The sequence below is a fragment of the Chitinophaga rhizophila genome, assembly GCF_019492185.1.
GTDB lineage: Bacteria > Bacteroidota > Bacteroidia > Chitinophagales > Chitinophagaceae > Chitinophaga > Chitinophaga rhizophila.
Genome location: NZ_JAICCF010000003.1, coordinates 331,007 through 344,652, shown reverse-complemented (window position 1 = coordinate 344,652; position 13,646 = coordinate 331,007). Strand labels below are relative to the sequence as shown.

Below are 13,646 nucleotides of genomic sequence, written 5' to 3'. Positions count from 1 at the left end.
AATTATAAGGACGCGTATGTGGCAACGCTTAGCAGGATTCGTATTGAAATTTCGGTTACCACTCCTGGTCTTATTACTGTTGAGCACTGCAGTGATGACCTATTTCGCCAGCAAAGTGGAACTCTCCTATGAGGCCAACAAATCTATACCGCTGGATAATGAGAAATACAAGGAATATGTGAAATTCCGTGAATTGTTTGGAGAGGATGGCAACATGATGGTGATAGGGATCCAGACAGACAGTTTTTTCCAGAAAGACTTCTTTCAGGATTATGTAAAACTGAATGAGGATCTGAAGAAGGTCGAATTTGTAGAGAATGTATTGAGTATACCATTTGCCATTAACCTGGTAAAGAATGACAGTACACGAAAACTCGCAGCGGAGCCCCTGTTCCGTGGAGATCTTCAGCAACAGGCGGTGCTGGATAGCCTGGCTGGTACGCTGGCAAATCTGCCTTTCTATAAGGGCTTACTGTATAATCCGCAGACACATGCCTACCTGATGATGATTAACATCCGGAAGGGAGTAATGATGACGCCCCGCCGTACAGAAGTAGTACAAAATGTAATGAAACTGGGCGCTGCATTCGGAGAAGCGCATCATACTGAGGTACGTATGAGCGGATTGCCGTTGATACGTACATTAATGGCTGACAAGGTAAAGAAGGAACTGGATCTGTTCCTGAAATTATCGTTTGTGCTGACAGCAATAATATTACTGATATTCTTCCGGTCATTGAGTTCTGTATTGATGTCAATGATCGTGGTAGCTATAGGTGTGATATGGTCAGTAGCAACAATTGTATTGTTTGGATATAAGATCACATTGCTGACGGGGCTTATACCACCATTGATCGTGGTGATTGGTATACCTAACTGCGTGTACTTCCTGAATAAGTATCATACTGAGTATGCAAAGGATAATAATAAGACCAGAGCGCTGGTACATATGATACAGCGCATGGGTATTGTTACCTTGTTTACCAACCTTACAGCAGCCATTGGTTTCGGTGTATTCTGCTTTACGAAGAGTGAGTTACTGAAAGAGTTTGGCGTAGTAGCAGGTTTGAACATCATGTTGATCTTTGCTATCTCATTTGTATTCCTGCCATCGGTATTGAGTTATCTGCCGGCTCCGAAGACGAAGCATACTGACTACATGAACAACCGTACATTCAGGGCCTTACTGGACGGTTTGACTGCATTAGTATTCAAGTATCGTCCATGGGTATATGGCGTGACCATTGTTATGGTAATTGGTGCTATTGGAGGTATGTTGAAACTGAAGTCAGAAGCACATATGCTGGATGACATTCCTACAAGTGACAAGTTATATACAGATCTGAAGTTTTTCGAGCAGAACTTCAAGGGCGTTATGCCATTGGAGATAGCGGTAGATACGAGGAAGAAGAACGGCGTGGTGAATCTTAAAACGCTGGAGAAACTGGATCAGCTGTCTAAATTGATTGCGGAGCAGCCTGACTTTGCCCGGCCATTGTCGGTAGCAGAAGGGATTAAGTTTGCGAAGCAGGCTTACTATAACGGCGACAGCTCTAACTACTCAGTTCCTAACCAGTTTGACATTGGCTTCCTGGCTCCATACCTGCGTATGAAGGGAGGTAACAATGCAGCAGGAAATGCGACTGCTTTTACAAAGCTGGTATCATCATTTATGGATAGTACCAGGCAGGTAGCGCGCGTAAGTGTTAATATGGCCGATGTAGGCTCTGCGAAGCTTCCAGTGTTACTGGATTCGTTACGTCCGCAGGTGGATGCTATTTTTGATACTGCGCAGTATCAGGTAAGTTTTACAGGTACCAGTGTTATCTTCCTGGAGGGTAGCCGGTTTATTATTAACGGGTTGACGGAAAGTATACTGCTGGCATTTGTACTGATCATATTTTGTATGTTGTACCTGTTCCGTTCCTGGAGAATGCTGATTATATCACTGATACCGAATATTATTCCGTTGGCAGTAACAGCCGGCGTAATGGGATGGCTGGATATACCTTTAAAGCCATCGACAGTATTGGTATTTAGTGTGGCGCTGGGTATAGCGATAGATGTTACTATCCGCTTCCTGGTGAACTTCAAACAGGAGTTGCCACATCATAACCTGGACATTTCAGAAACGGTGAAGCAGACGATTCATGAGACCGGTCTGAGTATCATCTATACATCCCTGATTTTGCTGGCTGGATTTATGATCTTCAGTTTCTCAGAATTTGGAGGAACGAAGGCATTAGGCTGGTTAACATCCTTAACACTGTTAATGGCAATGATTACTAACCTGACTATTTTACCAGCTTTGTTATTGTGGATGGAGAAGAGCCTGCTGAAGAAGGCGAAGAAGAAACAGTTGTGGAATACGCTTGATGAAGAGAAGGATCTGGAGATGTCTGAATTGGGGCTAAACGAGAGGGAGAAAGAGGATTAAAGAGGCTTTCTTTAGATATATTTGTAAAACGCTCAATACATGATTATCAGTATTGAGCGTTTTTATTATAGCCAAATAATCTAGTGGGCTACATTCATCATCCCTTATTCGCCGCTTGTATAAAAGGCCCTTAGATACCCGGTAAAAAGTGAGAGGTTTATAATGCCATTCTAACCTCTTTTAGTTCATGAAAAACAAATACTTAAAGGGCGCTCACCTTTCTGAGCGTAAATTTAAGGAGATACTACGGCTATTTGCCGAAGATCTTACAGCCACTCAGATTGCCAACATTAGTGGAGTAAGCCGGGTAACCGTAAATAGTTATCTCAAAAAGATCCGCCAGCAGATCGCCCGTTACTGCGAGTCTCTATCGCCTTCCGACAATCACAACCGTTCTGTAGCTCCTGTACGTAGCATCAGCCACACATCGTCTTCAGCAGATGAGGGAGACATTTCCGTTAAAACAGAAGTAAGCCGTACTGTTAAGCCGGTAGTTTTTGGTATATACAGGTCGTCTGACCGGTTGCATACTGAGATATTGCCGGATGTGAGCAGATCGATGATACATTCTGTGGTACGGAGCAGTCGATCTATTCTCGAGATGCAGGGTGCTGCAGAAAGGATTCGCCGGTTCAGTAATGTGGTTGACCTGGGGCAGTATAGGTTGTATAACCTGGAAAACGAAGGTACTGTAAGCGTTGCAGACGATGTGGACGCATTCTGGGGGCTTACAAAGCACCGTTTGGCCAAGTTTAAGGGGCTGAACCGGAGTACAGTATACCTGCATTTAAAGGAATGTGAGTTTCGGTATAATAACAGGAATGAGGACATATATGAGACGCTGTTGGAGTTGCTTAAAACACAACCTTTGAGTCTTTCCTGATGAACGTTTTCCTACAAGATATTGCTGCAGTGATGCAGTATAGATTTTATTTAGATCTGGATAAAACCCGGATTTAGATTTTGGTTGATGAGCGCGCAGGTGGTATTCCTATCACCTGCCTATTAAATGGAAAGTGTTACCCGTAGGAGGTAGATCCCTTGAACCCGTGAGGTTTGTAACCAGTATGTATAAGAGATTCTAACAATTACAAATACTATTTTTCTAGTTATGTTAAAAAACCGTTAAAGGAATGTTGTAACATATAATTTGTTAGCCGGATTTCGCAATAAATACTGTTAATTAATTTATATTTGAACGTTAAAATTAAGTTAAACAATAAGAGACGGGGTAATTGCTTATGAGAAAATGCCATAATTGGCTTCTCACCCTCTATGTATTTATTTGAAGGATTTCCAGGACAATATTATCGTGACAGACGATTAACGGGGAACCAGTAGATGTAATTTTTATCAATAAGGTTTTATCAACGTAAGACAGCTATTATTTCAGAGCCAGTGGTCGGTTTCCTGAGAGAAGTGTTTTCTATTCATTGAATATTTAAACTAAACAACCAGAAACAACAAAGCTTATGAGGAAAAGTTTATTTTTCCTCCTGCCCTCTATCGTGGTAGTTGGACAGGTGGTTGCGCAGACTCGCCCCATTACAGGGAAGGTTACTTCCTCTGATGATGGAAGCCCGGTGATCGGCGCTACGATAATCGTTAAAGGTACAACGACCGGTACAGTAACAAATGTGAGTGGTGACTACACCATTCAGGTGCCGGAAGGTGCGAATGCCCTGATTGTGAAATTTGTGGGTATGAAGGACCAGGAAATAAAGCTGGGTTCGGGCGCTAAGCACAATGTGGTTCTCTACCCTGATGTAACCAAACTGACTGAAACTGTAGTAACCGCTAACGCGATCCGTCGTGACAAATCATCCCTGGGTTACGCAGCTCCAACTTTAAAGAATGACGAACTGACCAAAGGTCAAAGTTCCAGCCCGCTGAACGCCCTTGCAGGTAAAGTTGCGGGTGTAAATATCAGCACCAGTGCCAATGCTCCGGGAAGCTCTTCCAGGATCGTATTGAGAGGTGGTTCTTCCATCACTGGTAACAACCAGGCACTGATGGTAGTAGATGGTATTCCAATTGATAACTCAAGTATCACTGGTGGCGAAAGCAGCCTGACCAACGTAGACTTTGGTAACCGTGGTAACGACCTTAACCCGGATGACATTGAGTCTGTAACTGTGCTGAAGGGCCCTGCTGCTGCTGCGCTGTACGGTTCACGTGCGTCCAACGGTGCGTTGATTATCACTACCAAAAGAGGTAAGCAAAATGCTAATAAAAAGAACGAAGTAACGCTGAGTTCTGCTGTGACGTTCTCTAACGTGGCTAAACTGCCTGATTTCCAGAATCAGTATGGCCAGGGTTATAGAATTGACGATAACGAGTACTATAATGATCCGATTGAGAACTGGAGCTGGGGCCCTGCATTTACAGGTACGCCAACGCCATGGGGTCAGTCTATCAATGGCGTAAGACAAATTAAACCTTACTCTGCCGCTAAAAATAACGTAAGAGACTTCTTTGAGCTTGGAAAAGCAGCAAATACAAATCTGGCTTTATCCGGTGCTGGTGAGAAGACTACTTATTACTTGTCACTTAACAGCCTGAACTCTGACGGAGTGATGCCTGGTAACTATGATAAGTACAACAAATATGGTGTACGTTTCAATGGTACCGCAGAGCTGAGCAATAAGATTACGAGCTCAGTTTCCTTCAATTATAATAAGATCAGCGCACGCATGATCCAGGGTGGTCAGGCAGATGGATCTGTATACGATCAGGTATTGCAGACACCACGTGATATTCCTCTGGATAAAATGGGCGACCTTAACAATCCTTATAATAGCTTCGGTAATCTGCAGGATGAAAACGGAGTTCCTTACTATGGATACTACGGCGTTTATTCATATAACCCGTACTTCACACTGAAAAACTTCAACAACCAGAATGATGTGGACAGGCTGACAGGTGCTTTCACCTTAGAGTACAAGCCGCTCCCATGGTTAGACCTGTTGGAGAGGGTTGGTGCTGACGTATATTCTGATCGTCGTACATACAAACAACCTAAGTTCTCTTACAACCCGATTGATGATAGTCCTGAGCAGTTCTACGCAAGTTCAAATCCGCAGACAAGCGTAGGTACTTATGGTAAGGATCAGTATGACCTGGCTGAGGTAGTACATGACTTCATGGTGACTGCGAAGAAAGACTTCGGTCCTGACTTCAAAGCGTCTTTGATGGTAGGTAATAACATCCGTCAGCGTAGACTCAATACAACAGAGTTAAAAACGAATGATAACGGTCTGGTAATTCCAGGTTGGTATAGCTTCGATAACAGTGATGGACCGATTATACAGAATGATCGTCTGTCAAGACGTCGTCTGGTAGGTGTATACAGTGAATTAAACCTGTCTTACAAAAACATCTTGTATGTTGGTGCCACTGCGCGTAACGACTGGTCTTCCACACTGCCTAAACAGAACAACTCTTTCTTCTATCCAAGTGTGAACGGTTCATTTGTATTCTCTGAACTGTTCAAGGATTCACAGTTAGGCCGTATCCTCAGCTATGGTAAATTACGTTCCAGCTGGGCGAAAGTGGGTAACGATGCCGATCCATACCTGTTACAGACTTACTACGAAAGAACTATTATCAACGGTGGATTCGGTTCAACTACTTTCCCTTTCAACAGTATTAACGGTTATACTTTATCTAACCTGATTGGTAACGCTAATCTGCAGCCGGAGATTACTACTGCATTTGAAGTAGGTACTGAATTGAACTTCCTGGATAACAGATTGTCAATAGACTTCTCTTACTATATCAACAAGTCAAAAAACCAGATTATTAACGTGCCTTTAGCACCATCTACTGGTTCTACTCAGAAAACACTGAACACAGGCGTAGTAGAGAACAAAGGTGTGGAAGTTGGTGTAAGAGGAACGCCAATCAGAACTGCTTCCGGTTTTTCATTGGAACTGTTTGGTACCTTCACCAGGAACGTCAACGAAGTTGTTGACCTAGATATAGCTAACCAGATAGTAATTGGTGGTTACAGTGGTATGAGTATCGTAGCTGCAAAGGGCCTGCCTTATGGTACCTTCTACGCTACAGACCTGCGTCGTGATGACCAGGGCCGTGTAATAGTGAATCCAAGAACAGGTATTCCTTTAAACTCTACACAGGCAATTTATCTGGGTTCATACAATCCAAAATACCAGGCTTCCTGGGGAGTTAATGCAGGTTACAAAGGATTTAACTTCAGCATGCTGTTTGATACCAAACAGGGTGGTAAATTCTTCTCCCGTACCAAGACAATCACTGACTTCGTAGGAACATCCGCTTACTCTGCATCAATGGATCGTAACGGAGATATCTACCCTAATTCAGTTGTTGACGATGGTACTGGTAAATTTGTACCTAATACATCAGTTAAATATGTTGCCCAGGATTATGTGCCATATCAGCCGGCTGGCCAGCAGGTACTGGATGCGTCTTATATCAGACTGCGTGAAGCAAGCCTGACCTATCGTATTCCAAGAAGCGTGTTAAACAGAACTCCATTTGGTGATCTGACGCTTGGTCTGTTTGGTAACAACCTGGCACTGTGGGCTAAAAACCAGTATGCTGACCCAGAGGTTAACTCAGGTGGCGCTGGTAATGAGCAAGGTTTTGACTACACTGCTCAGCCATCTCTCAGAAACTTCGGTTTCAATGTTAGGGTAACCTTTTAATGTTTAAACGTTGTACACAAAGATGAAAAAAAGCATAATCAGATCCACAGCAGGCATGCTTGCAGTCGTAGCACTGTCGCTGGCGGGTTGTAGCAAATATCTGGACATAAATGATGATCCAACAAAAGTAGATGACCTTGACCCGGCTTATCTGCTGCCATCGGCACAGGCGGCAACAGCAATGGTAGTAGGTGGTAGCTTTCAGATAACCGGTGGTATATGGGCGCAATACTGGACGCAGGGTGTATCTAACTCCCAGTATACTACTACAGATCAGTACAATGTTCAGGCAACTGATTTTGACAGACCATGGCTGATTTCATATGCCGGCGCACTACAGGATCTGCAGGTAATCGTTAATAATGCAAACTCTACCAGGTTGGCCCAATATGCTGCGATTGCAGAGTTGCTGAAGGCTTATCAGTTTCAGGTACTTACCGATGCATTCGGAGACGTACCAGTTGCTGATGCGGTTAAGGCATTCTCAGATAACGTAATTGCACCTAAGTATGATGCGCAGAAAGTAGTTTATGATAGCATCTTTGCTATGATAGACAGAGGTCTGGAAAACATCGATCCGGCTTCAACTGCCGGTCCTGGTGAAGATGACCTGATCTTTGGCGGTGATATGAACAAATGGATTGCTTTTGGTAACACGCTGAAACTGCGTGCTTATATGAGGCTTTCTGAGATCGATCCGACCAGAGCAAGCAATGGTATAGCTGCTCTCAGCGGAGCTTCATTCCTGACTGAAGATGCAAAGATCGACTACGTGGCAGCAGGTGGTAATAACAATCCACTGTATGCTGAAATCCTGGGTCTGAATTTCACCCAGAACCTGGTGGCAAGTAAAACTGCTACTGATCAGATGAATGCCGCAGGCGATCCTCGTGTAAGTGTGTTTTACAAACCTGATACGGATACTACTGGTATAACAGGTATTCCACAGGGTAGCTTCAGGATTAAATGGACTTATAACTTTTCCATTCCATCTTCAGTTGTAGGTGCTTCTGCAAGGGAGGCTGCATCTGCTACCGCTCCTGTTAAGTTTATGTCTGCTGCTGAAAGCTATTTCCTGCAGGCTGAAGCTGCTGCACGTGGTTGGTTACCAGGTGCAAATGCAAGAAATCTTTATCAGGCAGGTATTACTGCAAGCTTTGAAGCTTACGATGTTGCTCCTGGTACTTTTATTACCAACACAGTTGCAGCATTCCCTGCTACTGAAGAAGCACAGATCCAGGCTATCATCACGCAGAAATACTTTGCAATGTGTGGTAACCAGAACTTTGAAGCGTGGACTGAATGGCGCCGTACCGGTTACCCTTCATTCTTCGTTCAATCTGTTTCCTCCGTACTTGGTGCAGGACAATGGCCTGTACGCTTCCTGTATCCAAACCAGGAAGTAACCAGAAACCCTAGTTTCCCAGGTGCGAAACTCGTAACTGAGAAAATGTGGTGGGACGCTAACTAAGCAATAACGGATATGTATATATTCACAGAGGGCTCGCTTTTAAAGCGGGCCCTCTTCTTTTTAACCCCTATCCTCCTTATTTTAGTAGTGCCCTCTCTATCCATCTACTTACCTATATCTTTTGAAGAATTTTTATATCTTGTGTTGCTTTTTTGATTGTATGAAGATCAAAATAATAAAGACACGGGGGACAAATAATCGCATTTAACCACAGATGCGAATCTCAATCTTGGTACTATATATCACAATGCCTGACTTCCTGCATTAATTTAAAATCTGTATTGATGAAAAAAGGAGTATTCCTGTATCTGTTTTCATTAATATCTGTGCTTCCAGCATTCGCGCAGATGAGAACACTTACAGGCACTGTTACAGCCGATAGCAGCGGTGCACCCCTGCCCGGCGTTACGATCCATCTTAAAGGCTCCACTTATCGTGTAGCAACAAATCCTGATGGAACCTATTCTATGAATGTTGATGGAACACCAGAGCTATTGTTCTCTATGGTGGGCTATTCATCCCGAGAATTAAAAGTCGGACCGGCAATGACACGGCTTGACGTTAAACTGCAATCCCTTTCCAGTAAATTGTCTGAAGTAGTAGTCGTGGGGTATGGTGAACAATCCCAGCAGTATACTACCCAGGCAGTGTCGGTGGTGAAGGCTGCTGATTTCTCCAATGTTCCGGCTGTGACGCCTCAACAACTCTTACAGGGCCAGGTAGCTGGTGTCAGCATGACCAATTCTTCCGGCTTGTTAGGTAATGCCTCCCTCCTGAGAGTAAGGGGTACGGCATCTATTACAGCTGGTACACAGCCTCTGTTTATCGTGGATGGCGTTCCATTGAACGATGGCTCTTATAACACAGCTTATGGCGGGGGCGCCTCTCTAAACCCTTTGTTAGAGATAAACCCTGAAGACATCGAATCAATGACAGTACTTAAAGACGCAGCAGCTGCGGCTATTTACGGTTCCAGAGGTTCTAACGGGGTTGTGCTGATTGCTACAAAAAAGGGCGGTTACAGGCAGAAAACACAGATTAAACTGGACTATGCTACCGGTTGGGTAAGCCCTGCTGGTAAGATAGATGTCATGAATGGAGAAGAATATGTCGGCTTCTTTAATAACTATATAACGAAAGTGACTGGTGCGGCTCCTATCACTCCGCCGGCACAGACCACTGACTGGCCATCCCTGGTTACACGTACTGGTAGGAATAATAACTATGCCTTATCGGCTAGTGGAGGTAACGAAAAAACACGTTTCTATATTGGAGGTAACTATGCTAATGATGAGAGCTTTGTAATTGGTAACAACTTACAGAAGCTATCGGGCAGGATCAACCTGGAACATACCGCAAATAAACACCTACGTATTGGCGTTAACTTCACCACGGCGTATACCAATATGGACCGCATTACTGTGGAAAGTGGTACTCTTGCGCCTTATACCAGAGGGCTGCAGAATACGCCTGTTACGCCTGCTTATACAGCAGATGGTCAATATGCCACCCCTACTAACAATGTACTGGCAAACATCAACCTGAGTACCAATAAATACTATACCCGTCGTAATACTGGTAATGCATATGCAAAGCTGAATATAACCGACTACCTGTGGTTGAAGACGGATTGGGGCATGGATCTGCTGGAAACGGAAGAAAGATATCGCAGGTCTTCCAAACTAGGAAGTACGGGTACTGCAGGACGCGCTATCTGGCAAGATTACAAATGGCTCACTACCAATAGCGTCAATTTTGAAAAGCGCTTCGCTGAAACACATTATGTATCATTATTGGCTGCTCACAGTTATGAAACTGCCAGGTATGATGATATTAGAGTGACAGGTACTGGCTTCATCAGCGATCTGCTGCCTAACGTAGGGTCGGCAGCTACCAATACAGGTAATGCTACCGGTAAGGCCTGGGGCCTGGAATCTTATATCTTCAGGGGTAATTACCGCTATAAGGACAAGTATCTCTTTGAAGGTACCCTTCGCCGTGACGGCTCCTCCCGTTTCGACGGAAATAATCGATATGGCAACTTCTGGGCGGTGTCTGGCGGATGGATCATGTCGGAGGAGCAATTTATCCGCGATCTGGGTTTCATTGATTATATGAAAGTAACTGCCAGTTATGGTGTAACCGGTAATGACCGTATAGGGTACTATGACTATATGGGATTATACACCGCTGGTGTTGACGCTAACTATGGCGGCAATGCTGGCCTCAGACCAACGCAGATCAGAAATCCGAAACTAAGCTGGGAAGAAAGCAGGCAGATGGACCTGGGTTTAGCTGTACATGTACTGGATAACAGGTTGCAGGTAGCGGTTAACTACTATAGCAAGCACTCTGAAAACCTGCTGCTGTACGTAGTGGTTCCTTCTACTACCGGCTTTGGTTTTGCCACGCGTAATGCAGGCGAAATGAGAAACAGGGGTGTTGACCTGCAGATCACCGGTGTGCCGGTAAAGACCAGAGATCTGCAGTGGACTACTACCTTGAACCTCGGTTATTTAAACAATAAAGTATTGTCGCTGCCACCGGATAATAGAGATGACGAAGGGCGGAATTATATACTCAGCTCCTATAATGGTCAGCGCGTATTGCAGGGGCACTCTCTCAATACATTCTACCTTTTAAGGTATAAGGGTATCAACCCAGAGACTGGCGATCCTGAATGGTATACCAAAGACGGAAAAACTACCAGTACTCCGGCTGCGAAAGACCAGACGATTGCCGGTAGCGCTATGCCGAAATGGACCGGCGGATTTAATAATACCGTGCGTTATAAACAGTTTGATCTCGGCGTGAACTTTTATTTCTCCTATGGGAATAAGGTGATGCTGACAGAGTTTAAGGAACTGGATAATGTGTATAAAAATGTTGCAACCAATGTGAGCAGAGATCTGCTGAACTACTGGCAGAAGCCGGGCGATCAGGCATTTGCACCTTCAGCAACTAGCGCTTCCTGGAAAAATGGAAACAGTTTCGCACAACAATCAACAGCGCAATTGTTTGACGGCTCTTTCCTGCGGCTAAAAACACTTAGTCTGGGATATAATGTACCTGCTGGCTTATTGAATAATACACATATACTGAGCGGTGCCCGCTTATATGTGATGGGACAGAACCTCTGGACGGTAAAGAGCAAGCATTTCCGCGGCGCTGATCCGGAAGTATCACAATATGGAACGAATGCACAGGTGGCCGGGGAGTCCTACTACTCGCTGCCTCAGCCAAAATCAATTACAGTAGGTGCGAATCTGATATTTTAACTAATGAAACCAGCCAACATGAACCGGAAAAATAAGATATGGATATGGCTACTGGCAGGCGTTACCTGTACCGGCCTGTTTTCCTGCAGTAAAGATCTGCAACAGGATCCTGAGCAGGCAATTCCTACTGACGATGTGTTCACCTCCGGCCCTACCTCTTTAAGCGCATTATACGGGGTATATAGCCGTTCCCAGCGCCCGGAAGTATTTGGGGGTCAACCGCAGATTATAGGCGATTATATGGCAGATAATGCCGATTGTTACGGTACTGTCTATTTCGGAGAGATCAGCACATTTACTGCCACTGCCGCCAGCCCCATCATCAGCGAAATGTGGCGTATTCACTTTGATGCGATTATGGGAGCTAATATGGTCATTGAAAAAGTGCCCGCTGTGCAGGATCCGACGTTTACTGCCACAGAGCGTAAAATGTATGTAGCTGAGGCCAAATTCATGAGATCAATCCTGTATTTCCAGCTGCTGAATCTCTTCTCCCAGCCATACCAGGTACAACAAGGCGGTATGCCGGGTATTCCTATAGTCACCACCGCCTTCGATGGTACTATCAATTATCCTTCCAGGGGTACAGTAAATGAGGCCCATGCGCAGATAGAAAAAGATCTGCTGGAGTCCATCCCTGACCTGGCCACTACCTTCCCTGATCCGGTACTGGCACGAGGACGCGCTACTAAGGGAGCTGCATATGCGCTGCTGTCCAGGTTATACCTGTACCGCGAACAATGGGATAAGGCTGCACAATATGCTGACAGCGTATTGAATGGTGCGCCATATAAGCTGGCTGCCGACTATTCCTTCTATGACGGAAATACCATGGAAGATGTCTTCTCTATCCAGAATACAGAAAATGATGGTCCGGGCGGTAGCCAGGGCTGGGCTTTCTATTACAGGCCGCTGGCTGCGGGTCAGTCGGGTGGATACTGCCCGTTCTCTGCTTCTCTTGAAACTGCATTCGCACAGGAAGCAAATGATAAGCGTTTCGCTATGAGTGATGAAGGGACTGCCGGCAATAATCAGAAGCGTCGTTTTACATTGAAATTCCCTAATGTAATCACCTTTAAAGATAATGCACCCCTGATCAGGGTAACTGAAATGTACCTCAACAGGGCGGAAGCACTGACTGCATTAAACGGTGTCAACCAGGACGCTCTTGAACTGATGAATGCATTAAGAAGACGCGCGGGACTTTCGGAATGGACGCTTACGACTTTCCAGACAAAAGATGCGTTTCTAACTGCCATCCTGAATGAACGCCGTAAGGAACTATGCTTTGAAGGACACCGTAGGATGGATCAGCTGAGAAAAGGATTATCGCTGCGGGAAAACGATCCTGAAAGGATAGCAGGTGCTGAAAGAGTGATTCTACCTATTCCGCAAAGGGAGCTTGATGTAAGTCCGGCCTTAAAAGGACATCAGAATCCAGGATACTGATTCTGACTATAAACTAACAGAATAAAAAAGCATTACATGTTATTGAAAACATGTAATGCTTTTTTATTTATATCCATGTCTGCCTGACACCAGCCCCCATGCTACATTATGCAAGCATCTCAGTGTACCTGATTATGTCTCCAGAAACCTTCCTCCTCCCCTTCAGATAGTGAAGGCTTTACATACTCATAATTAAAAAAATGTTTTATCTCTATGAAAATGTACAAGATAATTTACATTGAAATAACTATATTGCAGTAGACTTATTGTGAGTACCGTTGAACCAAAATCTAAATTAAAGATTCCTTAGAGAGAGCCCGATC

General features: G+C 44.5%; 6 protein-coding genes. All 6 read left to right on the top strand.

Going from position 1 to position 13,646, the window contains the following annotated elements; all coding sequences use genetic code 11:
- Positions 1 to 16 precede the first annotated feature (16 nt).
- Positions 17 to 2,437, top strand: coding sequence for an efflux RND transporter permease subunit (locus tag K1Y79_RS15910; protein WP_220251157.1), 2,421 nt, complete (start codon positions 17 to 19; stop codon positions 2,435 to 2,437).
- A gap of 187 nt (positions 2,438 to 2,624) precedes the next feature.
- The gene (locus tag K1Y79_RS15905) at positions 2,625 to 3,320 is read left to right on the top strand and encodes a LuxR C-terminal-related transcriptional regulator (RefSeq protein ID WP_220251156.1); all 696 of its coding nucleotides are present in this window, start codon (positions 2,625 to 2,627) and stop codon (positions 3,318 to 3,320) included.
- A 589-nt stretch (positions 3,321 to 3,909) separates the two neighbouring features.
- The gene (locus K1Y79_RS15900) at positions 3,910 to 7,125 is read left to right on the top strand and encodes a SusC/RagA family TonB-linked outer membrane protein (RefSeq protein WP_220251155.1); all 3,216 of its coding nucleotides are present in this window, start codon (positions 3,910 to 3,912) and stop codon (positions 7,123 to 7,125) included.
- Between the two features lie 22 nt (positions 7,126 to 7,147).
- Positions 7,148 to 8,596, top strand: a complete 1,449-nt coding sequence (locus K1Y79_RS15895) for a SusD/RagB family nutrient-binding outer membrane lipoprotein (RefSeq protein ID WP_220251154.1) — start codon at positions 7,148 to 7,150, stop codon at positions 8,594 to 8,596.
- A gap of 284 nt (positions 8,597 to 8,880) precedes the next feature.
- Positions 8,881 to 11,874 carry a SusC/RagA family TonB-linked outer membrane protein gene (locus K1Y79_RS15890; RefSeq protein WP_220251153.1) on the top strand — a complete coding sequence of 998 codons (2,994 nt, stop codon included), beginning with the start codon at positions 8,881 to 8,883 and terminating at the stop codon, positions 11,872 to 11,874.
- Positions 11,875 to 11,892: 18 nt separating this feature from the next.
- The gene (locus K1Y79_RS15885) at positions 11,893 to 13,323 is read left to right on the top strand and encodes a RagB/SusD family nutrient uptake outer membrane protein (protein ID WP_220251152.1); all 1,431 of its coding nucleotides are present in this window, start codon (positions 11,893 to 11,895) and stop codon (positions 13,321 to 13,323) included.
- The last annotated feature ends 323 nt before the right edge of the window (positions 13,324 to 13,646 follow it).

Bases quoted from the DNA above. Each gene is read 5' to 3' on its own strand.
- K1Y79_RS15910 (WP_220251157.1), top strand. From the start codon at position 17: ATGTGGCAACGCTTAGCAGGATTCGTATTGAAATTTCGGTTACCACTC.
- K1Y79_RS15900 (WP_220251155.1), top strand. From the start codon at position 3,910: ATGAGGAAAAGTTTATTTTTCCTCCTGCCCTCTATCGTGGTAGTTGGA.
- K1Y79_RS15885 (WP_220251152.1), top strand. From the start codon at position 11,893: ATGAACCGGAAAAATAAGATATGGATATGGCTACTGGCAGGCGTTACC.
- K1Y79_RS15905 (WP_220251156.1), top strand. From the start codon at position 2,625: ATGAAAAACAAATACTTAAAGGGCGCTCACCTTTCTGAGCGTAAATTT.
- K1Y79_RS15890 (WP_220251153.1), top strand. From the start codon at position 8,881: ATGAAAAAAGGAGTATTCCTGTATCTGTTTTCATTAATATCTGTGCTT.
- K1Y79_RS15895 (WP_220251154.1), top strand. From the start codon at position 7,148: ATGAAAAAAAGCATAATCAGATCCACAGCAGGCATGCTTGCAGTCGTA.